Origin of the sequence: Niveispirillum sp. BGYR6, assembly GCF_027568365.1 — a bacterium.
Taxonomy (GTDB): Bacteria; Pseudomonadota; Alphaproteobacteria; order Azospirillales; family Azospirillaceae; genus Niveispirillum.
On sequence record NZ_JANLNL010000002.1, the window covers coordinates 51,133 to 74,995 of the forward strand.

Annotated in this window: 20 protein-coding genes and 1 tRNA gene; 15 read left to right on the plus strand and 6 right to left on the minus strand. The window is 61.7% G+C overall.

The features are described from left to right. Window positions 1–6 precede the first annotated feature (6 nt). The 5 genes from PCJ49_RS04150 (at window position 7) to PCJ49_RS04170 (ending at window position 3,997) form a co-directional block, all read left to right on the plus strand. Window positions 7–693: a site-2 protease family protein gene (locus PCJ49_RS04150; protein ID WP_089289658.1), complete on the plus strand. Its 687-nt coding sequence runs from the start codon at window positions 7–9 to the stop codon at window positions 691–693. Window positions 694–732: 39 nt separating this feature from the next. Next, complete coding sequence (locus PCJ49_RS04155; protein WP_269909861.1) at window positions 733–1,515, plus strand: ScpA family protein; 783 nt, start codon at window positions 733–735, stop codon at window positions 1,513–1,515. Beyond that, on the plus strand, window positions 1,512–2,096 hold the full coding sequence (scpB, locus tag PCJ49_RS04160; RefSeq protein WP_153203615.1) for an SMC-Scp complex subunit ScpB: 585 nt from the start codon (window positions 1,512–1,514) through the stop codon (window positions 2,094–2,096). Before PCJ49_RS04155 ends, scpB begins: the two co-directional genes overlap by 4 nt. A 123-nt stretch (window positions 2,097–2,219) precedes the next feature. Beyond that, on the plus strand, window positions 2,220–2,828 hold the full coding sequence (locus PCJ49_RS04165) for a TetR/AcrR family transcriptional regulator (protein ID WP_269909862.1): 609 nt from the start codon (window positions 2,220–2,222) through the stop codon (window positions 2,826–2,828). Continuing rightward, window positions 2,825–3,997 carry a DUF418 domain-containing protein gene (locus PCJ49_RS04170; RefSeq protein WP_269909863.1) on the plus strand — a complete coding sequence of 391 codons (1,173 nt, stop codon included), beginning with the start codon at window positions 2,825–2,827 and terminating at the stop codon, window positions 3,995–3,997. Before PCJ49_RS04165 ends, PCJ49_RS04170 begins: the two co-directional genes overlap by 4 nt. A 47-nt stretch (window positions 3,998–4,044) precedes the next feature. Here the strand turns inward: PCJ49_RS04170 and trmFO are convergent, their stop codons facing one another. Beyond that, complete coding sequence (gene trmFO / locus PCJ49_RS04175) at window positions 4,045–5,397, minus strand: methylenetetrahydrofolate--tRNA-(uracil(54)-C(5))-methyltransferase (FADH(2)-oxidizing) TrmFO (RefSeq protein WP_269909864.1); 1,353 nt, start codon at window positions 5,395–5,397, stop codon at window positions 4,045–4,047. Between the two features lie 158 nt (window positions 5,398–5,555). Between trmFO and PCJ49_RS04180 the strand changes: the two genes are divergently transcribed. Then, window positions 5,556–6,647 (plus strand): 2OG-Fe(II) oxygenase, encoded by a 1,092-nt coding sequence (locus PCJ49_RS04180; protein ID WP_269909865.1) that lies wholly within the window; start codon window positions 5,556–5,558, stop codon window positions 6,645–6,647. A 17-nt stretch (window positions 6,648–6,664) separates the two neighbouring features. Here the strand turns inward: PCJ49_RS04180 and PCJ49_RS04185 are convergent, their stop codons facing one another. Continuing rightward, window positions 6,665–6,841, minus strand: a complete 177-nt coding sequence (locus PCJ49_RS04185; protein ID WP_269909866.1) for a hypothetical protein — start codon at window positions 6,839–6,841, stop codon at window positions 6,665–6,667. Window positions 6,842–6,991: 150 nt separating this feature from the next. Here PCJ49_RS04185 and PCJ49_RS04190 point away from each other — a divergent pair, with 150 nt between their 5' ends. The 5 genes from PCJ49_RS04190 to PCJ49_RS04210 all read left to right on the plus strand — a co-directional run bounded on the left by PCJ49_RS04190 (window position 6,992) and on the right by PCJ49_RS04210 (window position 12,657). Continuing rightward, the gene (locus tag PCJ49_RS04190) at window positions 6,992–8,350 is read left to right on the plus strand and encodes an MATE family efflux transporter (protein WP_269909867.1); all 1,359 of its coding nucleotides are present in this window, start codon (window positions 6,992–6,994) and stop codon (window positions 8,348–8,350) included. Window positions 8,351–8,462: 112 nt separating this feature from the next. After that, a complete protein-coding gene (gyrA, locus tag PCJ49_RS04195; RefSeq protein ID WP_269909868.1) occupies window positions 8,463–11,213 on the plus strand; it encodes a DNA gyrase subunit A in 2,751 nt (916 codons plus the stop codon). Window positions 11,214–11,292: 79 nt separating this feature from the next. Further along, window positions 11,293–11,820 carry a pantetheine-phosphate adenylyltransferase gene (gene coaD / locus PCJ49_RS04200; RefSeq protein WP_269909869.1) on the plus strand — a complete coding sequence of 176 codons (528 nt, stop codon included), beginning with the start codon at window positions 11,293–11,295 and terminating at the stop codon, window positions 11,818–11,820. Window positions 11,821–11,919: 99 nt separating this feature from the next. Then, window positions 11,920–11,995 (plus strand) — tRNA-Lys (locus PCJ49_RS04205). Between the two features lie 386 nt (window positions 11,996–12,381). Beyond that, window positions 12,382–12,657: a hypothetical protein gene (locus tag PCJ49_RS04210; RefSeq protein WP_269909870.1), complete on the plus strand. Its 276-nt coding sequence runs from the start codon at window positions 12,382–12,384 to the stop codon at window positions 12,655–12,657. A gap of 91 nt (window positions 12,658–12,748) precedes the next feature. Here PCJ49_RS04210 and PCJ49_RS04215 read toward each other — a convergent pair whose 3' ends face one another. Then, window positions 12,749–14,845: a TonB-dependent receptor gene (locus tag PCJ49_RS04215; RefSeq protein ID WP_269909871.1), complete on the minus strand. Its 2,097-nt coding sequence runs from the start codon at window positions 14,843–14,845 to the stop codon at window positions 12,749–12,751. A gap of 469 nt (window positions 14,846–15,314) precedes the next feature. On the opposite strand from PCJ49_RS04215, the gene PCJ49_RS04220 reads away from it, so the two are divergent. Continuing rightward, window positions 15,315–16,703: a porin gene (locus PCJ49_RS04220; protein ID WP_269909872.1), complete on the plus strand. Its 1,389-nt coding sequence runs from the start codon at window positions 15,315–15,317 to the stop codon at window positions 16,701–16,703. Between the two features lie 262 nt (window positions 16,704–16,965). Then, window positions 16,966–17,394, plus strand: a complete 429-nt coding sequence (gene pedF, locus PCJ49_RS04225) for a cytochrome c-550 PedF (protein ID WP_269909873.1) — start codon at window positions 16,966–16,968, stop codon at window positions 17,392–17,394. Window positions 17,395–17,943: 549 nt separating this feature from the next. On the opposite strand, the gene PCJ49_RS04230 is transcribed toward pedF, so the two are convergent. Together PCJ49_RS04230 and PCJ49_RS04235 are read right to left on the minus strand one after the other, a co-directional pair. After that, the gene (locus PCJ49_RS04230) at window positions 17,944–18,519 is read right to left on the minus strand and encodes a pentapeptide repeat-containing protein (RefSeq protein ID WP_089286776.1); all 576 of its coding nucleotides are present in this window, start codon (window positions 18,517–18,519) and stop codon (window positions 17,944–17,946) included. A gap of 77 nt (window positions 18,520–18,596) precedes the next feature. Next, window positions 18,597–20,414 (minus strand): PQQ-dependent methanol/ethanol family dehydrogenase, encoded by a 1,818-nt coding sequence (locus PCJ49_RS04235; RefSeq protein ID WP_347710427.1) that lies wholly within the window; start codon window positions 20,412–20,414, stop codon window positions 18,597–18,599. A 481-nt stretch (window positions 20,415–20,895) separates the two neighbouring features. Here PCJ49_RS04235 and PCJ49_RS04240 point away from each other — a divergent pair, with 481 nt between their 5' ends. Next, window positions 20,896–21,582 (plus strand): response regulator transcription factor, encoded by a 687-nt coding sequence (locus tag PCJ49_RS04240; protein WP_269909874.1) that lies wholly within the window; start codon window positions 20,896–20,898, stop codon window positions 21,580–21,582. Between the two features lie 60 nt (window positions 21,583–21,642). Here PCJ49_RS04240 and PCJ49_RS04245 read toward each other — a convergent pair whose 3' ends face one another. Continuing rightward, window positions 21,643–22,083 (minus strand): pseudoazurin, encoded by a 441-nt coding sequence (locus tag PCJ49_RS04245; RefSeq protein WP_269909875.1) that lies wholly within the window; start codon window positions 22,081–22,083, stop codon window positions 21,643–21,645. A 213-nt stretch (window positions 22,084–22,296) separates the two neighbouring features. Here PCJ49_RS04245 and adh point away from each other — a divergent pair, with 213 nt between their 5' ends. Further along, the gene (adh, locus tag PCJ49_RS04250; RefSeq protein ID WP_269909876.1) at window positions 22,297–23,817 is read left to right on the plus strand and encodes an aldehyde dehydrogenase; all 1,521 of its coding nucleotides are present in this window, start codon (window positions 22,297–22,299) and stop codon (window positions 23,815–23,817) included. Window positions 23,818–23,863: the final 46 nt, after the last annotated feature.

Consider the following 23,863-nt stretch of genomic DNA (forward strand, 5'->3'; position numbering starts at 1 on the left):
GGGCCGATGCTCGATATTGAAAACATCCTGCTGCAGATTTCCGTCATGGCCTTGCCGGCGCTGCTGGCCATCACCTTGCACGAGGCGGCACACGGCTATGCCGCGCTGCATTTCGGGGATGATACAGCCAAGCGGCAGGGGCGCCTGAGCCTGAATCCGTTGCGCCATATTGATCCACTGGGCACCGTTATCCTGCCGCTGGTGATGTTTGCCACCACCGGCTTCATGTTCGGCTGGGCCAAGCCGGTGCCGGTGGATTTCCGCAATCTGCGCAACCCACGCCGGGATATGGTCTGGGTGGCGGCGGCCGGGCCGGCGGTGAATATCGTGCTGGCCCTGGTCTCCGCCCTGTTGCTGCACACCGCCAATCTGGTGCCGGATTTCATGGCGGAATGGTTCATGCGTAATCTGGCGATTTCCTTGCAGTTCAACGTACTGCTGGCCTGTTTCAACATGATCCCGCTGCCGCCACTGGATGGGGGCCGGGTGGCGGTGGGGCTGCTGCCCGATGCGCTGGCCTTTCCACTGGCGCGGCTGGAACGCTATGGCATGTTCATCCTGATCGGCGTCGCTTTCCTGATCCCCTTTATTGCCGGCAAACTGGGCTATGATTTCAGCCCCTTGGGGATGGTACTGTTGCCAGTGGTGGATATGGTGGTGGACTGGATCGTTCGGCTGACAGGGCTGATGTAATGCCCGTTTCATCCCGTTGAGCGGGCGGTAAGACGCACGATGGCTTTCATGGAAGATGCGGCGGACACCGGCGACACAGCGCCGGAAGAGGCGCTGTTGCTGGATATTGATGGCTATGAAGGGCCGATTGACCTGCTGCTGTCGCTGGCCCGCGACCAGAAGGTGGACCTGACCCGCATTTCCATCCTGCAACTGGCTGAACAATATCTGGCCTTCGTGACGGAGGCGCGGCGCTTGCGGCTGGAACTGGCAGCCGATTATCTGGTGATGGCGGCTTGGCTGGCGTACCTGAAATCCCGCCTGCTGCTGCCTGATCCGCAGCCCGATGAACCCTCGGCGGAGGTGTTGGCGGCGGCCCTGACCTTTCAGCTGCAGCGGCTGGAGGCGATGCAGGGGGCGGCTGCCCGGCTGATGGCAAGGCCCCGCCTGGGGCGTGACCGGTTTGCCCGCGGCGCGCCGGAGGATTTGCCCATCTTCGCCCGCTCCCGCCATGATCTGGGGCTATACGATCTGCTGAAGGCCTATGGCGCCGTCGGTTCCCGCCAGGCCCGGATCAGCCCCTTCACCATCCCGGTGACGGAGCTTTATTCGATTGAGGAAGCCGTGGCCCGGCTGGAGGCCATGCTGGGCCGCTTGCCGGACTGGGCACAGCTGGAAGCGCTGCTGCCGGCCGGCTGGCGCGGGCAGGGGGTGAAGGCGCGTTCCCTGTTGGCCAGCAGCTTTGTGGCCGCCCTGGAACTGGCCAAGGGCGGCCATCTGGAATTACGGCAGGAAACTGCATTCGCGCCCATTCAGGTCCGGGCGCGGCGGGAGCAGGCATGAGTGATCTTTTCGACAGTGACTTTCAGCTGATCCGCTTGCTGGAAGCGATCCTTTTTTCCTCCGCCGAGCCGGTGGCCGAATCTGTACTGCAGGAACGCGTCGGCGCGGTGCCGGTGCGTCCGCTGTTGGCGCAACTGGAAAATCTCTACCGCCATCGCGGCATCAATCTGGTGGCCAGCGGCGGGCGTTGGGCCTTCCGCACCGCTGCCGATCTGGGAGACCGCTTGCGCACCGAGATTGAGGTGACAGCCAAGCTATCCCGCGCGGCGGTGGAAACACTGGCGATCATCGCCTATCACCAGCCGGTGACCAGGGCGGAGATTGAGGCGATTCGCGGTGTTGCCACCTCCAAAGGCACGCTGGATATCCTGATGGAAGCAGGCTGGGTGATGCCCGGCCGCAGACGGGAAACGCCCGGCCGGCCGCTGACCTGGGTGACCACGTCAGATTTTCTCGACCATTTCGGCCTTGGCTCCCTGCGTGACCTGCCGGGGGTGGACGATCTGCGCGCCGCCGGTCTGCTGGATCGCTCCGCCCCGATGCCCCGCATCCCGGGGCTGTCGGTGGAGGGGGAGGGCTGAAGGCCGCGGCGCTCCGCAGTACGATGGCATTGCAGAAAGGGGGCTTTGGCCCCTTTTTTGTTGCCCATTTCTGTGCGCCTATTTATAGATCGAGCAATCGGTTTATTATTGGATCCTTAATCTATGCGCACAGTCAATCCGGCGCTTCACGCCAGCCGCCGGGCGGCGATCATGGTGGCGGCCCGCAAATGCTTCGCCCGAAATGGCTTCCACCAGTCCAGCATCGCGGACATCAGAACCGCGGCCGGCATCAGCAGCGGCACCTTGTTCCATTATTTCCCCAACAAGCAGGCCCTGGTGCTGGCCATCGTGGCGTCGGAGGGGGAGCAGGTAGCGCTGTGTCTGAGCCAGTTGGCAGAAATCGCCGACTGCCGGGATGCCTTGAACCTGCTGCTGCAATTGATTGCCGAACTGGCAGCAGATGGGGATGCCAACGCGCTGGCCATTGAGATTGCCGCTGAATCCCGCCGCGACCCGGATGTTCGCGCCCTTGCAGCTGATAATGACACCGTGTTGCGTGAAGGTTTGGAGGGGCTGATCCGCGCAGGCATCGCGCGGGGACAGGTAAGCAACACGGTGGATGCGGCCCTTGTCGCCCAATGGTTGATGAGTTGGATCGACGGCGTGTTTTCCCGCGCTTCTGTCGATCTAGCTTTCAAGCCGATGGATCAACTGCCGTTGATGCGGCAACTCCTGGACATGGTGCTGACTGGCGGCCGGGTGCTGTCATGACGGGATCGGCCAAGGCCGGTCGTATACAGACCGTCGATGCGCTGCGCGGCTTTGCCCTGTTCGGTATCCTGCTGGTGAATATCGAGGTTTTTGCCAATCCGTTCTATGCCATGGGGCTGCCCAACCCGGATTTCGCGGGCCCGGTGGCCCAGGGGACGTCGTGGCTGGTGACGGCGTTGTTTGAAACCAAATTCTACCTGATCTTCTCCTTCCTGTTTGGTTACAGTTTGACCTTGCAGATGGCGGCGGCGGAACGCGATGACCAGCCATTCCGGCCACGTTTCCTGCGCCGCCAGGTCATGTTGTTCTGCCTTGGCGTATTTCATGCGCTGGCGCTGTTTCATGGTGACATCCTCACCACCTATGCGGTGCTGGGGTTGGCGCTTTATGCGTTACGGCATCGCAACGATAAAAGCCTGCTGTGCATCGCCGCCGGCCTGATCTTCTTTGTCACGCTGATCTGGTTCTTGATACTGCTGGCCCAGATTTATCTGCTGCCGCAGGTACCGGAAGCATTGGTGCTGCAACATGTGCGTCAGGCGCAGGCAGCCTTTACCGGTGGTGTTTCCAGCCTGTTGAATCAGCGCCTCTCGGAACTCTCCAACCTCTGGATTGTCCTGGGCTTCATGCAGGGGCCTTGCGCGCTGGCCATGTTCCTGCTGGGGCTGATTGCGGGGCGGCGGCGGGTGTTGGCTGATATTACGGCCCTACAGCCGCTTTTGCGGCGTATCATCCTGATCGGCGTGCTGGTCGGGTTGCCGGGCGGAATATTCTATGGCTGGACCGCCATTCAACCCTATGATCCGGTTCGCGATCTTGTCGCGGTCGTGGTTGATCTGGCGACGGCGCCATTCCTGGCGGCGGCCTATATTGCCGGTATGGCCCTGCTGCTAAATGCGGCGGCCGATCGGGGCTGGGTGGCGATGCTGGCGACGGCCGGGCGCATGGCCCTGTCCAATTATCTGTTCCAGTCGCTGCTCTGTGCCCTGCTGTTCCATGCCTATGGTTTGCGGCTGATGGGGCAGGTGTCGCCGCCGCTGGTCGTGGCCCTTGCAATGGGCATCTTCGCCCTGCAACTGGTGCTCAGCCGGTTCTGGCTGTCGCGCTTCCGCAATGGCCCGGTGGAATATCTGCTGCGCTATGTCACTTATGGCGGCAGCCGGTCCTGACAGAAAAAGGGGGGCGTGGCTTTCTTCGCCGCGCCCCCCTTCCTGTATCAACCCAGCCAAACCGCCAGATCGGCCAGGGCCCGCCGGCTATAGGCCAGCTTGCGGTCCTTGCCGTGCAGTTCCTTGCCATTGGGCTGGCGTTCCGTCACTGGCGGGAACAGGCCGAAATTGACGTTCATCGGCTGGAAGGTCTCCGCCTCCGCCCCGCCGGTGATATGGGCCAGCAAGGCACCCAGGGCCGTGGTGCGTGGCGGCAGGGCCGGTTCCTGCCCCAGCCGGTCGGCCACGGCGAAGCGGCCGGCCAGCAGGCCGACGGCCGCACTTTCCACATAGCCTTCGCAACCGGTGATCTGGCCGGCAAAGCGCAGGCGCGGCATGGATTTCAGGCGCAAGGCCCCATCCAGCAGGCGCGGGGAATTGATGAAGGTGTTGCGGTGCAGCCCGCCCAGCCGGGCGAATTCCGCATTTTCCAGACCGGGGATCATGCGGAACACCCGCACCTGCTCGGCATATTTAAGCTTGGTCTGAAAGCCGACCAGATTATAGAGCGTGCCCAGCGCGTTATCCTGGCGCAACTGCACCACGGCATAGGGGCGCTTGCCCGTATGCGGATTGGTCAGGCCGACCGGCTTCATCGGGCCATAGCGCAGCGTATCCACGCCGCGTTCCGCCATCACTTCAATGGGAAGGCAGCCCTCGAAATAGGGCGTGTTCTTTTCCCATTCCTTGAAATCGCCCTTCTCCCCCTCGATCAGGGCGCGGATGAAGGCCTCATACTGCTCCTTGTCCATGGCGCAGTTGATGTAATCCTTGCCCGTGCCGCCGGGGCCGACCTTGTCATAGCGCGACTGAAACCAGGCCTTGGACAGGTCAATGCTGTCGGTATGCACGATAGGGGCGATGGCGTCGAAGAAGCTCAACTGCTCCTCGCCGGTGAAGGCCCGGATCGCCTCGGCCAGTTTCATGCTGGTCAGCGGGCCGGTGGCGATCACCACATTGTCCCATGCTTCCGGCGGGATACCGGCCACTTCGCCCCGTTCCACCGTCACCAGCCGATGGCCGATCAGGGTTGCGGTGACCTTTTCGGCGAAATGGTCGCGGTCCACCGCCAGCGCCCCGCCGGCCGGCACCTTATGTTCATCCGCCGCCGCCAAGATCAGCGATTTGGCGCGGCGCATTTCCTCATGCAGCAGGCCGACGGCATTATATTCCGCATCGTCGGAGCGGAAGGAGTTGGAGCAGACCAACTCCGCAAAATGCTCCGTCTGATGCGCGTCGGTTTTCACCACCGGGCGCATCTCGTGCAGAACGACGGGGATACCGGCTTGTGCGATCTGCCAGGCTGCTTCGCTGCCCGCCATACCGCCGCCGATCACATGGATGGGGCTGTGCTGTGTCATGGGATAAGGGTTTGGCGCGCGGCCCCCTGATCGTCAAGCCCCGGCCCATGCATGGGCCGGGCGCATCGGGCTTGGAGAGATAAAAAAGCACCCATGATGGATGAAACATCGTCCTGGGGCGTTCGCCTGCCAGTTCCACATCGGCAACTGGATTTTCCATGTCGCTTCCCTCCCTGCTGCCAGGTGAGCCCGCACCCTGGTTTGTCGCCCCATCATCCCGGGGTGAACAATTTCATTTCAGTTCGTTGGGCGGCCGCTATGTCGCCCTGCTGTTTCTGGGAAGCCTGTCGCCCGAGCCGGTACAGGCAGCCTTGGGGCTGGTGCGGCAGCGCCGGGCGCTGTTCACTAGCCCCAAGGCCTGCTTCTTTGCGGTCAGCATGGACCCGGCCGACCAGGCCTCCCTGTCGGCCACAGCGGAGGAGCCGGGCATCCATTATTTCTGGGATCCCCAGGGGGCGATCTCCCAGCGTTATGGCGCGTTGGTGCCGGGGGACGCTGCGGCGGGTGGCGGGCGGCATTATCGTCCCTTCTGGCTGGTGATGGACCCGTTCCTGCGGGTGATGGCCCGCTTTGCCTTGCATGAAACCGATCAGGCGCTGGATTTTGTCGCCCGGCTGCCACCGGTCGATCTTCACGCCGGGATGGAAATACCGGCCCCGGTGCTGGTGCTGCCGCGCGTATTCGAACCGGAATTCTGCGCCGAGATGATCGCGCATTACCAGAATTCCACCCCGGTCGATTCCGGCTTCATGCGGGATGTCGGCGGCAAGACGGTCGGCATCCTCGATCCGAAATTCAAGCGCCGTTATGATGTGGAAGTGGATGGCGTGCTGCGGGAAGGGGCAAAGCGCCGGATTGAACGCCGGCTGGTGCCGCAAATCCAGAAGGCTTTCCAGTTCCAGGCCACCCGGATCGAGCGCTTCCTGGTTGCCTGTTATGATGGGGACCGGGGCGGCTTCTTCGGTCGCCACCGCGACAACACCACCAAGGCCACGGCGCATCGCCGCTTCGCCGTTACCATCAATCTGAACGCCGACGGCTTTACCGGGGGTGAACTCTGCTTCCCTGAATTTGGCAGCCGCACCTATCGGGCGCCCACCGGTGGGGCAGTGGTTTTCTCCTGCGCCCTGCTGCATGAGGCGCTGCCGGTGACATCCGGTACCCGCTACGCCTTCCTGCCCTTCCTCTATGATGAGAAAGGGCAGGCCCTGTGGGAGGAAGGCCAGCAACATCTGGCAAAGGAATCCTGATACGACAGGGTGGCCGGTTACAGCCGTTGGGGTTGCGGCGGCTCCGGTTCCCGCTGCGGCAGCGGCACATCCGGTTCGGGCGTGCCGGGCGGCAGGCGACCGGGATCGTGACCGGGAATTGGCTGCTCGCCCGGCGGGGGGATTTCCGTATTGCCGGGCGTCGGTGAACCGGGCAGGGGCGGTATGATGCCCATGGGACAAGCTCCTTAAAATCAGGGTGGGCCTGTTACTCCAACACCAGGGGCGCCCATGCGTTCCCGCCATGCGCGGATGGTTCTTGAGACGCTGGAATAGTTCCGATATGGGATGGTTTGGTAATTCTGCCTGATCCGTGAGCATTTCCCATGTCGTCCCTTGCTGTCACCGCCGAAACCATGTCCGATCGTATCCGCCGTCATGTCGACGATCTGGTTCGGCTGGCCATCCCGGTGATCATTGCGCGGGCCGGCATCATCGTCATGGCCCTGACGGATACGTTGATCGTTGGGCGTTACAGCGCGCAGGAACTGGCCTATCTGGGCATGGGCCATTCGCCCATTGCCGTGCTGCTGGGGGTGCAGGTGGGGTTGCTGCTGGGGGTGGTGGTGGCCACCGCCCAGACGGTGGGCAAGGGCGATCTGGCCGGTACCGGCGTGATCTGGCGCCGTTCCTTGCCCTATGCCGTGCTGATCGGCACCATCATCGCCGCCGCCAGCCTGTTCGGGGAAGAGTTTTTGCTGTTGACCGGGCAGGAACCAGACCTTGCCCAGGGGGCCGGGCATGTGATGGCGGTGATGGCGTTCGGGATGCCGGCCGCCGCCTTGCATCTGGCCTGCAGCCTGTATCTGGAAGGGTTGAAGCGGCCGATTCCCGGCATGGTCGCCATGTTGATCGGCAACGTTTTGAATGCCGGGCTGGTCTGGCTGCTGGTGGGCGGTCATTTCGGCCTGCCCGCGCTGGGGGCTGTAGGGGCCGCCTGGTCCACCACCAGCCTGCGCTGGCTGGGGGCTATCGGCATGATCGCCTATGTCTGGTGGCATCCGCTGCGCGACGCCTGGGGCGTGCGCGGCGATTTCCGGGGCTGGTGGCGTGATTCTGTCACCCAGCGCCGGGTCGGCTATGCCGCCGGCCTGTCCAACGCCCTGGAAGGTTCGGCCTTTGCCGGGCTGGGTCTGTTTGCCGGCTGGCTGGGGGCGGCGGCGGTGGGGGCCTATACAATCGGCCTGAACCTGATCGCCCTGCCATTCATGTGTGCCCTGGGGCTGGCCTCGGCTACGGCGGTGCGGGTGGGCAATGCCTATGGCGCGCGTGATCAGGCCGATATGGTGGTGGCCGGCTGGACCGGGTTGGGGGTGACCAGCTTCATTCTCTCCCTTGTCGGGCTGTTTTTCTTTGCCGCCCCCGCCTGGATTGCCGGGCAGTTCACCCATGATGCCACCGTGCTGCTGCTGACCGCGCCGCTGATCGCCTTTTCTGCCTGGCTGCTGGTGGCCGATGGTGGGCAGGTGGTGATGGCCCAGGCTTTGCGCGGGCGCAATGATACCTGGGTGCCCACCGCCCTGCATTTTGTCAGCTATTACGCGGTGATGATGCCGCTGGGCTGGCTGCTGGCCTTCCCGCTGGGGCGCGGGGTCTTGGGTCTGTTTGAGGGGATTTTCATCGCCAGCGTCTTCTCCGTTTCCGTGCTGGCGGCCCGGTTCTGGTGGCTTTCGCGCCGCGTGTGAATGCAGGTGGGTGCTTTCATTGTTCGCATCCGCGAATGGTGCTACAAGAGCGTGAAAGCCGCTGGCCAACCAGCGGCTTCATTTTCCGACACGTAATGACGAGTTCCGCTCGGTGACTTCCACGCCCGCTCTGCCGTCCGATATCTCGCCCATCACCATCGAAGATGAGATGCGGCGTTCGTATCTCGATTACGCCATGAGCGTAATCGTCAGTCGCGCGTTGCCGGATGTGCGCGACGGGTTAAAACCCGTGCATCGCCGCATCCTCTACGCCATGAAGGAAGGCGGTTACGACAGCACCAAGCCATATAAGAAATCGGCGCGTATCGTCGGTGACGTGATGGGTAAATACCATCCGCACGGCGACAGCGCGATTTATGACGCCATGGTCCGCATGGCGCAGGATTTCTCCATGCGCCTGCCCCTGATCGATGGTCAGGGCAATTACGGCTCCATGGATGGCGACGCTGCGGCGGCCATGCGTTACACCGAGGCCCGTCTGGCCAAGGTGTCGGAATTCATGCTGGATGATATCGACAAGGAAACGGTCGATTTCCAGGCCAACTATGACGAATCGCTGGAAGAGCCGACGGTTCTGCCGGCCAAGTTCCCCAATCTGCTGGTCAATGGTGCCGGCGGCATCGCCGTGGGCATGGCCACCAACATCCCCCCCCATAATCTGGGGGAGGTGATTGAGGCGTGTCTGGCTTATATCGAGAACCCGGATATCTCGATTGATGAGCTGATCGATATCGTCCCCGGCCCGGATTTCCCCACCGGTGCCCTGATTCTGGGCCGGTCCGGCATCCGTTCCGCCTTCCATACCGGTCGTGGCAGCGTGATCATGCGCGCCAAGACGGAGGTGGAGGAGATCCGCAAGGATCGCTGGGCCATCGTTGCCACCGAAATCCCCTATCAGGTCAACAAGTCCAAGCTGCTGGAACGCATTGCCGAATGCGTGAATGAAAAGCTGGTCGAAGGCATCAGCGACGTCCGCGACGAATCCGACCGCGACGGTGTGCGCGTGGTGGTGGAACTGAAGCGCGATGCCGTGCCGGACGTGGTGCTGGCCCAGCTTTTCCGCCACACCGCGCTGCAGACCAGCTTCGGCGTCAATATGCTGGCGCTGAATGGCGGCCGGCCGGAACTGCTGGACCTGAAGGCGATTATCGCCGCCTTCGTCCGCTTCCGCGAACAGGTTGTCACCCGCCGGATCGAGTTCGAGCTGGGCAAGGCGCGCGAACGCGCCCACACCTTGGTTGGTCTGGCCGTGGCCGTGGCCAACCTGGATGACATGATCGCGCTGATCCGCACCGCGCCCGACCCGGCGACGGCGCGCGAACAGATGATGGCGCGCGAATGGCCGGCGCGTGATGTGGCCCCGCTGATCGCCCTGATCGACGAGCCGGGCCGCACCCTGTCGGAAGCTGGCACCTACAAGCTGTCGGAAGTGCAGGCCCGCGCCATTCTGGACCTGCGCCTGCACCGCCTGACCGGGCTGGAGCGTGACAAGATCGGCGAGGAACTGACCGGCGTTACCGATCAGATCAAATATTTCCTGGCCGTGCTGTCCGATCGCGCCATGCTGCTGGATATCATCCGCACCGAACTGGGGGAGATGAAGGAACGCTTCGCCACCCCGCGCCGGACCATGATCGAGGAATCGGAGTTCGAAAGCGACATTGAAGACCTGATCCAGCGGGAGGATATGGTCGTCATCGTCACCCAGGGCGGCTATATCAAGCGCGTGCCGGTCTCCACGTACCGGGCGCAGGCGCGTGGCGGTAAGGGCCGCTCGGGCATGAGCCTGAAGGCGGAGGATAATGTCTCCGACCTGTTCGTTGCCAACACCCACACGCCGATGCTGTTCTTCACCAGCCGTGGCATCGTGCATAAGCTGAAGGTCTGGCGCCTGCCGCAGGGTACGCCGCAGACCCGCGGCAAGGCCCTGGTCAATCTGCTGCCGCTGGAGGAGGGGGAAACCATCTCCACCGTCATGCCGATGCCGGAGGATGAGGGTACCTGGGGCACGCTGCAGATCGTGTTTGCCACCAGCAAGGGCGGCATCCGCCGCAACAAGCTGTCGGACTTCCAGAATATCCGCGCCAATGGCCTGATCGCCATGAAGCTGGAGGAAGAGGGCGAAAACCTGATCGCCGTGCGCACCTGTGGTGAAAGCGACGATGTGCTGCTGGCCACGCGCCTCGGCCGCTGCATCCGCTTTGATGTGTCGGATGTGCGCGTGTTCAGCGGCCGTACCTCCACCGGCGTGCGCGGCATCAAGCTGGCCGATGGTGATGAGGTGATCGGCATGTCGATCCTGCACCATACGGATTACAGCGCCGATGAACGCGCCGCCTATCTGAAGCAGGCGCGTGAGCTGCGCCGGGTCGAGGGTGAGGAGGCGGATGACGCAGTGGATGTCGAGGCCGAACCCGTGGAAGGCACGGCGGAACTGTCACCCGAACAGTTCGCTGAGATGCAGGCACGCGAACAGATGATCCTGACGGTTTCCGAACAGGGTTACGGCAAGCGGACCTCGGCTTATGAATATCGGCTGACGGGCCGTGGTGGCCAGGGCATCTGGAACATGGATATGGGTGATCGCAACAAGGCCATCGCCGCCGTGTTCCCGATCAACGACACCGACCAGTTGATGATGGTCAGCGATTCGGGCCAGGTGATCCGGATGCCGGTGCACGATATCCGCCTGACCGGCCGCAAGAGCAAGGGTGTCACCCTGTTCCGTCTGTCGGGGGATGAACGCGTCGTCTCCGTCGCCCGTCTGGAAGATGATGGCGGCGATGCCGGTACGGAGGGTGGCGACGATGCCGCCCCCGTGGCGGCAACTGATCAACCGTAACAATATTGCAGGTGACAGGCCAGTCCCCCTGGGGGCTGGCCCTTGTCTTGGCGTCACCGTACCGGGGAGGGGAGTTGAGATGACGGGCAAGCGTCGGATCGGTGTGTATCCGGGAACCTTCGACCCGATCACCAATGGTCATTTTGACATCATCCAGCGCGCTGCGCGGACGGTGGATCATCTGATCATCGGTGTCGCCAGCAATGCCGGCAAAGGCCCGCTTTACACCACGCAGGAGCGGGTGGAACTGGTGGCTGGCGAGCTGGAACAATTGACCAAGCAGGGAATCAGCGTTGAGGTCCGGCCGTTCGACAAGCTGTTGATGCAGTTTGCGGTGGATTGCGGCGCTTCGGTGATCATCCGGGGGCTGCGCGCTGTTTCGGATTTCGAATATGAATTCCAGATGGCCGGCATGAATGCGCGCCTGAATCCGTCGGTGGATACGGTGTTCCTGATGGCCTCCGACCGTCACCAGTTCATCTCTTCGCGCTTTGTGAAGGAGATTGGCCGGCTGGGTGGTGACATCAACCATTTCGTCAGCCCCCGGATTGCTGCCAGCCTGAAGGCCAAGTTCGAAGAGGAGCGTCAGCAGGGCAAGGTCGGCTGACCATCTGACCGGCGGATGATGCAAGGGTGGTTTGCAGGCAATTGTAATAGTTGACGAACCGCCTTCATCTGCTTATGGTCCGCCCCACTTTCGAGGAGCGATTCCGTAGCTCAGTCGGTAGAGCACGTGACTTTTAATCATGGGGTCGTGGGTTCGAATCCCACCGGAATCACCATCGAAAAGACAATCAAATCAACGACTTAGCTTGATTTGATGTTGGGAACAAGGAGAGAACATACCAACTCCCCCATACCGACCTACGCAGACACGTGTTCCGGTCAGGTATCAGGCGAGAAAACTACGTTCATTTTCTTCATCTAGACAGCGTTAAAATACCTCTAATGCATTCTTGTTGGTAATGCTGCTTGGATGACGTGTATTTTTCTGGTACTATAATTAGTACCCTATGTCTTTCCTTATAGCTTATGCTCGTGTATCGCGCGGCTGAACTTCATTCGCATGGTGACACTATTTTTCACTATCGGGCTGGTTCAGTCTTCGCAATGTTTGAATACGGTAGTAATTTCTCCAATTGTCTTTTCTATAAGTAGGAGAAGTGATGTGTTTAAAATTGTCGATCCAAGAAAAGTAAGAATATTTAGGCCCTATGGGGAGAATGTTGACCCCTGGTTCAAAATAATAGATGAAGAAATATATATACCTGGGAAAAATGGACCAATATCATATTCAATTGAAAAAATTGACTGTAAAGAGACAATAGACAAAGTAGAGTTAAATAACTGGAACGATGTTTCTAGGTATTTTGATAGAATAGGCTGCGGAGATCAGTTTAAAAGTGAATTTCCCGGAGTTCATTACATTAATCTTGGAGATTAAGATGCTTAATACTTGCAATGCGATTGCTTGAATAACCCAGAAAGTTCAAAGCAGGCCCGGACGTTGTTCCGGGCCTTTTCGTTTGTCACCATCACAACCGGACGCGCACGCCGGCCAGCCATTGGCGCTCCGGGCCGATATTGGTCAGACCGTCGCTGCGGCGGCCGGTTTCAACCCGTTCGCCGGTGACATTCTCCGCCGTGGCGTAGAATTCCAACTGTTGATCCACCCGCCACGCGGCATAAAGATCGCCAACAATGAAGCCGTCCAGGGTGCCGAGATTGCGGCTATCCTCGAACTGTTTGCCCGCAGCCCGGACCTGGGCGCGCAGGGTCAGTTCCGGGCGCGGCGTCCATGTCATGTCAACCGTGCCGGAATGCCGGGGTGCCTGGCCCAGTTGATTGCCCCGCAACGCCGCCATCGTGCCGGGATCGGTGATCTCGCTGTCGCTGAAGAGATAGGCAACGCCAAAACGTAAAGTCGGTGCGGCCTGCCAACCGATTTCAGCCTCCAGCCCCTGCACCTCAACGCGGGGCAGGCCCCGACGCTGGGCCAGGCTGCCGCCGGCTGGAACGAAGATCCCCAGTTCGGCGTTGGTGCCGGGGCTGGTCTGGATAACCACATTATCCACGGCATGTTTCAGCCGCACATGAAACAGGGTGGCATTGGCCGTGATCCCGGCACCAGGGCTTAGACGAAGCCCGGCCTCCACCCCGCGCATTCGTTCCGGCTGCAAACCGGGGTTGGCTTCTGTTATGTCATTGCCGACCCGGAACGGACGATAAAGCTCGTTCAGGGTGGGCAGGCGGAAGCCGGTATAGGCGGCCACCCGCAGGCCCAGCAGGTCGCTGGCCTGCCAGTCGATGCCGGCGCGGCCATTGGCGACGGTGCCATCGCGCTTGGCATAGCGGTCATTGCGCAACAAGGTACCGCTGGCAATGTCGCTTTCAATCCGGCGGCCATCGCTGTTGCGCCAGGCATCCAGCCGGCCGCCGGCGGAAACGGTCAGGCCCTGAATGCCGGTCCAGGCATGTTCGAAAAACAGGCCGGCAACAGATTGGCTGCCGCCAGCATCCCGCATTCTGGTGTAGCGGCCGGCGCTATAGGTCATCAGTTCGCGGGTCTTGCCCTCTGTTTCCCGGATATCGGCGCCGATGTCCGTCTGGTGTCCGTCCGCCGGGGAGAAGGCGACTTGCAGAATGCCACCCTTGGCCGTGGCGGGCACATCATACTGGTCCAGCGACGGGTTTTCCGCCGTGCGGGCCGCATTCACCCCGGAAAAGGTGCTGGCGAAGGACCAGTCCCGCCAATAAGCCACGGCTTCCCAATCGATTTTTTCCCCCGTGCCGACCAGCCGCAGGCTGGCCTCTGTCGCGTCGGTTGAATTGTTGGTGTAGGGCGTGCCATTGCCCCGGCTTTCCTTGAAACCGGCTAGTTTCGCTGTCGCCGTGACGCTGCCCAGTTGGGTGGACAGGGTGCCATCCACGGCATAGGCATCGCTGTCGACCTTGATATCGATGGGGCCGCGCCGTGACGGTTCCACCAGATTGACGCCATCGGTGCGAAAGGCGCTGCCGGACAGGCCGAGATGCCAGCCATCGGCCGAGCCCCCGACGGACGATTGCCCCATCCAGGTGCCGTTGCTGCCACCGGCCAGTTCCAGATCCAACCCGTCACGCTGTTTGGTTTCAATCCGGATGGTGCCGGCCAGGGCGGCATTGCCCCAGGGGCCGGCCCCCCCGCCACGGGTCAGCACCACATTGTCGACCGCAGCGGTCGGCAGGCGGGACCAATAGACCCAGCCGCCGAACGGGTCATTCACCGGCACACCATCCACCAGCACCAGGGTGCGCCCGGCCCCGTTGGGGCCGATGCCGCGCAGGCTGACGCCTTGGGCCGTCGGGTTGGCGGTGCGCGAGCCGGCACGGCGGAACAGGCTGAATCCCGGCACCGCCCGCAAGGCCTCGTCCAGCCGGCGCTGCGGCGCGGTGGCCAGGGTGGCGGCATCAATCACGGTCGGCCCATAGGCCCGCTCATAGGCGGGCACCCCCTCCCGCCGCCCGGTGACGACGATCTCTGCCACCTGACTGGTATCGGCGGCCAGGGCCGGGGGGACCATGGCAAGGCTGATGATACCAAGGGAGACAAGATGCCTGGGGGACAGGGCGGTGGAATGGCTGTGTTTCATCGCTTGGGGCTTCTCCGGCTTCGGCCGTTCTTCGGCAATTCATTGATCTATAAGGGTCGGGGCACGCCCCTGGGCAAGGTTTATCTGTCCGGGGATCTGGCTGATATCGCCATGCAATCCGGCCGCTCCTCCTGGGAAGTATTTATCTTTGCCCCATGCTACGGCCCCAGCTAAGTCGGCCATATTAGACCAAGGAAGCATGGGCCGGCCCTGCATGTCCTGGGGACAGGTGATCATGCCCTTTCCGGCGCTGTGGAGTATGGTTTCAGGGGCATTTCCGCTGAAAATACTCTCCCCCCAAAGTTCAATAAACCAACGTCCAATATCAAGCCGGCTCGATGCTTCCTAAAGTGTCGCCGTGAAATCTTTTCAATCTGACAGTTTTTGTTCCACCCGCCGCGAATATTCGTGGCGGGGCAGGGGATAACTTGCCCGCGAGCCGGGCCAATCATCAAAATGGGAGGTAAAAATGCAACTGCGCAAGGTTCTGCGGCTGGGGGCGTGCGGTTTTGCTTTGGGTTTCGGGCTCAGCGGCCCCGCCATGGCCGACACGACGGAGGAATTGCTGAAACAATTGAAGGCCAAAGGCATTCTCAGCGAACAGGAATATCAGGCCCTGTCCGCCCGCCGTGCGGAGGAGGAGAAGGCAAAGCCGGCCCCGGCCGCCGTGGCTGCCGCCCCGACTGATCCCAGCCGCCTGCTGCAGGCCAGTGACAGCGGCATCGGCTTCAAGGTCGGGGCGGTGAATGTGCAGATTTCCGGTTCCGTCAACGGTTTCTACGTCAAAGATAAAGCCGACAGCCCCGGTGCGGGCAAGAATGTGGTGGGCGGGTTGGCTAGTGTCGGCGGCAATGATACCAGTGCCATCCGCAATGGTCTGCTGCCCGGCTTCCTGAAATTCGATGTCACCACCCGACAGGGCGGCTGGGATGTCGGGGCGCATTTCGGCATGTATCCCGGCATCAACAGTGTCAATTGGGGCGGCGGTGCCAATTCCGCCGGCCAGCCGACGGCGCTGACGACCTCCGGCATTGATTTCCGCCAGACCTATCTGACCTTCGCCCGCGCTGGCTTTGGTGAGGTGAAGGTGGGGCGTGATATCGGCCTGTTCGGCTCCGATGCCATCCTGTCCGATATCACCCTGCTGGGGGTGGGGACGGCGGCCGGCAATGCCGCCCCCTCCAACACCTCGCTGGGGCGCATCGGGCTTGGCTATATCTATACGGATTTCCAGCCGCAGATCACCTATACGACGCCCGAATTCGCCGGGTTCAAGCTGTCGGCCGGTATCTTCCAGCCGCTGGCCACCGCGGGGGAGAGCGAGTTGAACGACACGCCCGGTTTCCAGGCCAAGGCGAGCTATGACGTGAAGAATGGCACTGTCAGCGGCCGGATCTGGGCCGGGGTGTTGAGCCAGGATCACGACCCGGCCACGCCTGGTGGGCCGGATTACAAGGGGACTGCCTTCGATGTCGGCGGCAAGCTGGGCATCGGCGATGCAGGTCTGCTGGGCTATTACTATACCGGCAAGGGGGTCGGCACGACGGGGCTGTTCATTCTCTCAGCCGATGCCAAGGGCAACCGGCGCGACAGCGACGGCTTCTATGTCCAGGGCACCTACAAGATCGACAAGGTGACACTGGCCGCCTCCTATGGTGAAAGCCGTCTCGATCTGGCCAAGGGGGAAGTGAACCCGACCCTGTTGTCCGCCAACAAGTCCTGGGTGGCCGCCACCCATTACGCCCTGACCGATTGGGTGACGCTGGTGGGCGAATATATCAACACCAAGGCGGAGGCCCATGGCGGCAACAAGGCCAAGTCCGACACCATCGCCATCGGTGCAATCCTGTTCTTCTGATCCTCCCGGGTGGGGGGCGGCGCGCGATCCGGTGCAATCATGCCTCTCACCTCGGCAGCCTTTTCCAGCCCTTGAACAGCAAGCCTATCGGACCGCCATACGCGCAGCCATTAGACCATGGCAGCATGTTCCCGAAAGCCCATGGAAAGCGTTTTGGCACCAAAGTCCAATTAGGTGTGGAGGGGGAAAAGGTTACGCTTCCAACCATTGAAAGGCTGGGTTGCCAGCCCGCCATCGACCATTCTTCCCCGAGGAAATCACTATGCCGTCGTCCGCCCGCATCGCTGCCGGCCTGATCGCCGTTGCCCTGCTGTTCGCCAGTTCTTCCCTGCCAGTGCTGGCGCACGGGGATGTCACCCCGCAACCTGTGAATATCGAAGGGCTGGAGAAGCTGGGGCCCGACTGGCGGCCCAGCAACCCCTATCGCGGGAACAAACGGGCCATTGAGATCGGGGCTTCGGCCTATAACCAGAATTGCGCGCGCTGTCACGGGCTGGGTGCCATTTCTGGTGGCATTGCCCCGGACCTGCGCTTTCTGGAGATGGGCGATACCGGCGATGAATGGTTCTCCGAACGGTTCCGCAAGGGCGCATCGCGCGATGGCAAGGTCTATATGCCCGCCTTTGGGGAAGTGCTGGGCCAGGAAGCCGGCTGGGCCATCCGCGCCTGGCTGGAAACGGTTCCGCAATGAACAGGTGCCATCTGCTGGCCCTCATCGTGACCCTGCCGCTTGCGGCAGGGTTTTCGTGTTCGGCCAGCCCCGCTGGACAAGGGTGAAATTGGTCGCCCCCCCGGTTGAAAAGCTGCGGGCGGAAACACCAATGGCCGTGCCCAGACATTCCGTCCTGGCGCCGGCCTTGCTCAGTGTCCGTCTGAAAAGTTTTTCTTCTTTTTCAATACGCTAATGTTTTAATCCCGTCACCCCGGCGAAGGCCGGGGTTCAGTTCGTAGAGCAAAGCGCCCTTTGAGTCTGGACCCCGGCCTTCGCCGGGGTGACGGTAGCGTTTAAGGATAAGATGTGTAAGACGTTGAGATAGAGTGAAACTTTCCGGACGGGCTCTCAGAAAGACAACCTGCTTCTATGTCCCCACCAATGAGGGAGGCGTGGATTAATGGACTGAAGCAACCAAAATTACAGCCAGGGCACGCCGTAAGGCTACCTGCAGGCGTCCAACGCCAGGACAGCGGGGCTTCTTCTCGGCGTTCAAGCTATTCAAAGCGTAATGTGACCTAATGCGTTTCACCAATTCACCGGGCAGGCGGTGCAATCCTGCATGTAGGTGTTCTGGAAGATGGCATAGGGAAAATGGGCCCCGGTCAGGTCGGCGCCGATCAGGTTGGCCTCGTAGAATTTCGCCTCCTGCAGGCCGGCATTCACCAGTTTGGCCTGATGGAACTGCGCGCCGGAGAACCAGGCGGCTTCCAGATTGGCGGCGGTCAGATCGGCGCGGCTGAAATCCGCCTTGGCGGCACGGGCGAATTCCAGGTTCGCCCCGCGCAGGCTGGCGCCACGCAGCTTGGCCCCCTGCAGGAAGGCTTTGCGCAGATCGGCTGCCTCCAGATCCGCGTTATCGAGGATGGCCCCGCGCAAATCCGTGTCCCGCAGATCCGCGCGGGCCAGCTTTGCCCCCGTCAGGTCGGCCCCTGACAGGTTCAGCCCGCGCAGATTCTGATGGCGCAGATCGACACCCGGACATTTCGCCCCTTTCACCAGCAGGCAATCGCCCACCTTGCGGGGACTGTCGGCCTCCTCCTCCTGCGCCACGGCAGGGAAGGCGAGAAGGCTGGCCAGCAAAAGGGAGCAGAGCAGGCGCATCGGGGGGACTCCATGGGCGAACGGGTGGCCGGATCAGCGCCCCCTCCCGCCAGACGGACGGGAGGGGGCGTGGCTTTTTACGGTGCTGCGGCTGTGGTGCTGCGGTCCTGGTGCAGGCGGAAGACCCAGAAGGAACCGCCCTGCGGCACATTGCTGGTCAACGGCCCCATGTCGCCGCCCCAGAGCGGCACCGCCCCGCCATAGCCTGAGGCGATGCCGATATATTGCACCCCGTCCATTTCCCAGGTGATGGGAGAGGAGACGATGCCGGAGCCGGTCTGGAAGGACCAAAGTTCCTTGCCATTCTTGGCATCAAACGCCTTGAGATAGCCGTCGCTGGTGCCGGTGAAGACCAGATTGCCCGATGTCGTCATCGTCCCGGCCCAGAGCGGCAGCCTTTCCTTATGTTCCCAGACGATCTTACCGGTCACCGGGTCCATGGCGCGCAGGATGCCGACATGGTCCTCGTACATTTTCTTGATACGGAAGCCCATGCCCAGATAGGCGCTGCCCTTCTGGTAGGAAATGTTCTCCGTCCAGTAATCTTCCTTCCAATGGTTGGCAGGGATATAGAACAGGCCCGTTTCCTCGCTATAGGACATGGGGTTCCAGTTCTTGCCACCCAGGAAAGGGGGGGAGACTTCCACCGCTTTGCCCTTCAACTCCCCCTTTTCCGGCAAAGGCGGGCGCTGGCCTTCCACCTCGATCGGGCGGCCGGTCTTCAGGTCGAAGCCCTTGGCCCAGGTGATGTTGTCCACGAAGGGATAGGCTGCGATCAGCGCCTTGGGCCGGTTGATCTCCCCACCGGCCGCCGCCAGTTTGGTGCGGTCGGTGATGAAGAAGAAGCCGTTGCGGTCGGCATGGGCGGCGGCCTTGATGGTCTTGCCGTCCTTCTTCAGGTCGAACAGGATGATCTCGTTATTGCCGGAAAAATCCCAGGTGTCGTTGGGCGTGTGCTGGTAGAAGCCCTTCAGTTCGCCGGTGGTCGGATCGACATAGGCCTGGCCGGAGGTGAACAGGCTGTCACCCGGCCAGCGGGCCCAGCCATTCCACGGCCCCGGATTGCCGGCACCGACCACGATGGAATTGGTTTCCGGGTCGAAGGTGGCGCTCTGCCAGGGGGCGCCGCCGCCATGGTTCCAGGCCTCCACCAGCTTGCCATCCTTGTCGCGCGGCCAGCTTGGCGCCTTGGGATTGCCGGTGATGGTGCTGTCCTTGCCGTTCAGCCGGCCCATATGGCCTTCCACGAAGGGCCGCATCCAGATTTCTTCGCCCGTGTCGGGATCACGGGCGAACAGACGGCCGACCACGCCGAACTCATCACCCGACGAGCCATGGATCAGCAGCACCTTGCCGGTCTTCTGATCCTTCACGATGGTGGGGGCGCCGGTCATCGTATAACCGGCCTCATGCTCCCCGAATTTCTTCTTCCAGACCAGCTTGCCCGTGTGCCGGTCCAGCGCCACCACGCTGGCATCCAGCGTGCCGAAGAAGACCTTGTCGCCATAGATGGCGGCGCCGCGATTGATGACATCGCAGCAGGGGCGGATATCGTCAGGCAGCCGATGGGTATAGGACCAGAGCCGCTTGCCGGTGCGCGCATCCAGCGCAAACATCCGGCTGTAGGAGGCGGTGATATAGATGATGCCATCATGCACGATGGCCTGGGTTTCCTGCCCGCGCTGCTTCTCATCCCCGAAAGAGAAGGACCAGGCCGGCACCAGATTGCCGACATTCTTGTCATTCACCTGGGAAAGCGTGCTGTGCCGCTTGGCATCCAGGCCCATGCCATACATCAGCACGTCACTGGTGGTCTTGGCATCATTGGCGATGTCTTCCCAGGTAACCGGGCGCGGCGCATCGGCCATGGCGCCGCTGGAAGTGATCGACGCCATGACAACCAGGCTGACCCCGGACAACAGGGCACGCCAGGTGCGTGCCGATGGATTTCTCAGCATCATTCTCTCCCTATTCGCCGATTATCAGGATTATCGGGGTAAAGGCCCATGCGTAACGGGAGCCATGACCCGCTGCTTATGAGAAAACACTGGCACCAGCGGCGAATAAGGAAAATGATGCTTTCTGACGACAGGTGGTTTTGACTTGGGACAGCGCGGGATTTTCCTGAATTTTTCTCGTGAGAAACATCCTTGTTGATCGGGATTTTTATCCCGGTCAGACAGGGTAAAATATCCCAAATCAGGGATGAAACCATGGCATTGCGCCATTTCGTCAGGGCAGGCTGTGGCTTATACTAAAGAAGGGTGTTCCCGGTCGGGCCGGTGATTGTCCGACCTTCTTCCTGCGTGTAGCTTTGAAACCGCCCACAAAAAAATCAAGCGTCGGCAGGCCCGACAGGGCGACGGGAGGATAGGCATGGGCAAGGTGCTGATCGCGGATGATCATCCGCTGGTACGCGACGGGCTGCGCACGGTGCTGGCCGTGGCGCTGGACCGTTGCGAGCTGTTTGAGGCGTCCGATCTGGATGAGGTGATCCGCATCATCGATCGGGAAGGGGATTTCGATCTGATCCTGCTGGATCTGAATATGCCCGGCAATAATGGATTTGCCGGGCTGTCCACGCTGCGGGCACGCTATCCGTCATTGCCGGTGGTGATGGTCTCGGCCACCAGCGACCGGCAATTGGTGCATGAAGCGCTGCGCCATGGGGCGGCGGGGTTTGTGCCCAAATCGCTGCCGCGCGGGCAGATTGCCCAGGCGCTGCGCCAGGTGCTGGAAGGGGATATCTATATCCCGTCTGACCTGACGGATGCACCGCCCCCCACGCAATCGGGGGAGGATCAGGAAATCCTGCGCCGCATCGACACCCTGACGCCGCAACAGCGCAAGGTGCTGGAACTGGTGGTGGCGGGCCGGCTGAACAAGGAAATTGCCTTTGAGCTGGATGTGACGGAGACGACGGTGAAGGCCCATGTCTCTGCCATCTTGCAGAAGATGCGGGTTTTCAGCCGCACGCAGGCGGTGATCCTGGCCAACAAGGTGAATTTCGCCCCGTCCCCCGGCACGGCCCAGGCCTCGGCCCGGGCGGCGGCCACCCCATGACGTCTGGCCCCGGCGTGCATTGCGCGCCGGGGCAACACGGCCGGTCCGGAAGAGGGGGCTTCACCCCCGCAGCTTGGCCAGCAATTGGCTCAGCATCTCCTTGGCTTTGCCCGGATGGTTCACCAGGGCGGCGGCATCGGCATTGACCGGTTGGCCCACCACCACAACACCCACCATGCCCATGGCGTAATGCGGCTTGCATTTGAAACCATAGAGGCCCGGCTGGTCGAAGGTGACGCTGATCTCTTCATTCATCTTGCCGACAAAGGGTTCCACGCCCTCGGGCAACATGCCCTTGATCGCTTCGGCATTGTGGCTTTTGTCGGTGGGGATGAAGCGCACCGTATCACCCGGCGCGATGGTCAGCATCGCGGGTTCGAACACCATAGTGCCCGTGCTTCCCTGGTTGCGCATCGTTACTTCATGCGTGGCGGCATCGGCCGTGCCGGCGATCAGGAACTGGGCCGCCATGGCAGCCAGAAGAAGCGGGCGCATCGTCATTGGGAAACCCCTTTGTTTTGCCGGTGAATTTCCCCATCAGAATCCCGCGTCCTGGCCGTTTCGCAATTGCACCATGGTGGTGCAAGGGCGCATCTGGGACGTGTTTCTTCGCACAAAGTCTAATTTACGGCTAGGTCGGTGGGGCGCACTCTTGGGTCTGATCCTGGACCCCACGGCATCGGGGTCCCAAACTTCTTCCAGGGAGACGCCCCCATGCTGCACCAGGCCATCGCAAAGCTGAAATCCAGCGTCACCATCCGTTCCAGCTATGATAATTTCATCGGTGGTGAATGGGTTGCCCCCGTCCGGGGCCAGTATTTCGATAATATCTCCCCCATCACCGGCGGGGTGGTCTGCAAGGTGGCCCGCTCCACCGCAGAGGATATCGAACTGGCGCTGGACGCCGCCCATAAGGTCCGCGAAAAATGGGGTCGTACCTCTGTCGCCGATCGCGCCGGCGTGCTGAACCGCATCGCCGACCGCATGGAATCGCAGTTGGAATTGCTGGCGCTTGCGGAAACCATCGATAATGGCAAGCCGATCCGGGAAACGACGGCCGCCGATATCCCGCTGGCCATTGATCATTTCCGCTATTTCGCCGCCTGTGTACGCTCCCAGGAAGGCAGCCTGGCGGAAATCGACCATGACACGGTGGCCTATCATTTCCATGAGCCGCTGGGCGTGGTCGGCCAGATCATCCCCTGGAACTTCCCCATCCTGATGGCCGCCTGGAAGCTGGCCCCGGCGCTGGCCGCCGGCAATTGCGTGGTGCTGAAGCCGGCCGAGCAGACGCCGATGGGCATCATGGTGCTGATGGATGTCATCGGTGACCTGCTGCCGCCCGGCGTGCTGAATGTGGTGAACGGCTTCGGCATTGAGGCCGGCAAGCCGCTGGCCACCAACAAGCGCATCTCCAAGATCGCCTTCACCGGGGAGACCTCCACCGGCCGGCTGATCATGCAATATGCCTCGGAAAACCTGATCCCGGTGACACTGGAACTGGGCGGCAAGTCGCCCAACATCTTCTTTGCCGACGTGATGGCGGAAGATGATGATTTCCTGGACAAGGCGCTGGAAGGCTTCGCCATGTTCGGCCTGAACCAGGGCGAAGTCTGCACCTGCCCGTCGCGCGCCCTGGTGGATGAGCGGATTTATGACCGCTTCATGGAAAAGGCCATTGCCCGCGTGCAGAAGATCAAGCAGGGCAGCCCGCTCGATCCCTCCACCATGATCGGGGCCCAGGCCTCCAACGACCAGTTGGAGAAGATCCTTTCCTACATCAATATCGGCCGCGACGAAGGGGCCAAGGTATTGACCGGCGGCGGCCGCGCCGATCTGGGCGGGGATCTGACCAATGGTTACTACGTCACCCCGACGGTGCTGGAAGGCCATAACAAGATGCGCGTCTTCCAGGAGGAAATTTTTGGCCCCGTGCTGGCTGTCACCAAGTTCCGGGGCGAGGAAGAGGCGCTGGCGATTGCCAATGATACGCTCTATGGCCTGGGTGCCGGGGTGTGGAGCCGCGATGGCAACCGTGCCTATCGCTTTGGCCGCAATATCCAGGCCGGCCGCGTCTGGACCAACTGCTACCATCTCTACCCGGCCCATGCCGCCTTTGGTGGTTATAAGCAGTCGGGCATCGGGCGTGAGACGCACAAGATGATGCTGGACCATTATCAGCAAACCAAGAACCTGCTGGTCAGCTATAGCCCGAAGGCGCTGGGCTTCTTCTAAGCCGGTCCTGTTGTGTGATGGGTGTGAAGGCGGATGGCGTCCGGAG

Coding starts and splice junctions, on each gene's coding strand:
- PCJ49_RS04245 (WP_269909875.1), bottom strand. CDS start 22,083: ATGACGATGCGCCCGCTTCTTCTGGCTGCCATGGCGGCCCAGTTCCTG.
- PCJ49_RS04235 (WP_347710427.1), bottom strand. CDS start 20,414: ATGGCGTCGATCACTTCCAGCGGCGCCATGGCCGATGCGCCGCGCCCG.
- PCJ49_RS04215 (WP_269909871.1), bottom strand. CDS start 14,845: ATGAAACACAGCCATTCCACCGCCCTGTCCCCCAGGCATCTTGTCTCC.
- trmFO (WP_269909864.1), bottom strand. CDS start 5,397: ATGACACAGCACAGCCCCATCCATGTGATCGGCGGCGGTATGGCGGGC.
- PCJ49_RS04170 (WP_269909863.1), top strand. CDS start 2,825: ATGACGGGATCGGCCAAGGCCGGTCGTATACAGACCGTCGATGCGCTG.
- pedF (WP_269909873.1), top strand. CDS start 16,966: ATGCCGTCGTCCGCCCGCATCGCTGCCGGCCTGATCGCCGTTGCCCTG.
- PCJ49_RS04185 (WP_269909866.1), bottom strand. CDS start 6,841: ATGGGCATCATACCGCCCCTGCCCGGTTCACCGACGCCCGGCAATACG.
- PCJ49_RS04190 (WP_269909867.1), top strand. CDS start 6,992: ATGTCGTCCCTTGCTGTCACCGCCGAAACCATGTCCGATCGTATCCGC.
- PCJ49_RS04165 (WP_269909862.1), top strand. CDS start 2,220: ATGCGCACAGTCAATCCGGCGCTTCACGCCAGCCGCCGGGCGGCGATC.
- PCJ49_RS04180 (WP_269909865.1), top strand. CDS start 5,556: ATGTCGCTTCCCTCCCTGCTGCCAGGTGAGCCCGCACCCTGGTTTGTC.
- PCJ49_RS04155 (WP_269909861.1), top strand. CDS start 733: ATGGCTTTCATGGAAGATGCGGCGGACACCGGCGACACAGCGCCGGAA.
- PCJ49_RS04230 (WP_089286776.1), bottom strand. CDS start 18,519: ATGCGCCTGCTCTGCTCCCTTTTGCTGGCCAGCCTTCTCGCCTTCCCT.
- PCJ49_RS04220 (WP_269909872.1), top strand. CDS start 15,315: ATGCAACTGCGCAAGGTTCTGCGGCTGGGGGCGTGCGGTTTTGCTTTG.
- coaD (WP_269909869.1), top strand. CDS start 11,293: ATGACGGGCAAGCGTCGGATCGGTGTGTATCCGGGAACCTTCGACCCG.
- adh (WP_269909876.1), top strand. CDS start 22,297: ATGCTGCACCAGGCCATCGCAAAGCTGAAATCCAGCGTCACCATCCGT.
- scpB (WP_153203615.1), top strand. CDS start 1,512: ATGAGTGATCTTTTCGACAGTGACTTTCAGCTGATCCGCTTGCTGGAA.
- PCJ49_RS04150 (WP_089289658.1), top strand. CDS start 7: ATGCTCGATATTGAAAACATCCTGCTGCAGATTTCCGTCATGGCCTTG.
- PCJ49_RS04240 (WP_269909874.1), top strand. CDS start 20,896: ATGGGCAAGGTGCTGATCGCGGATGATCATCCGCTGGTACGCGACGGG.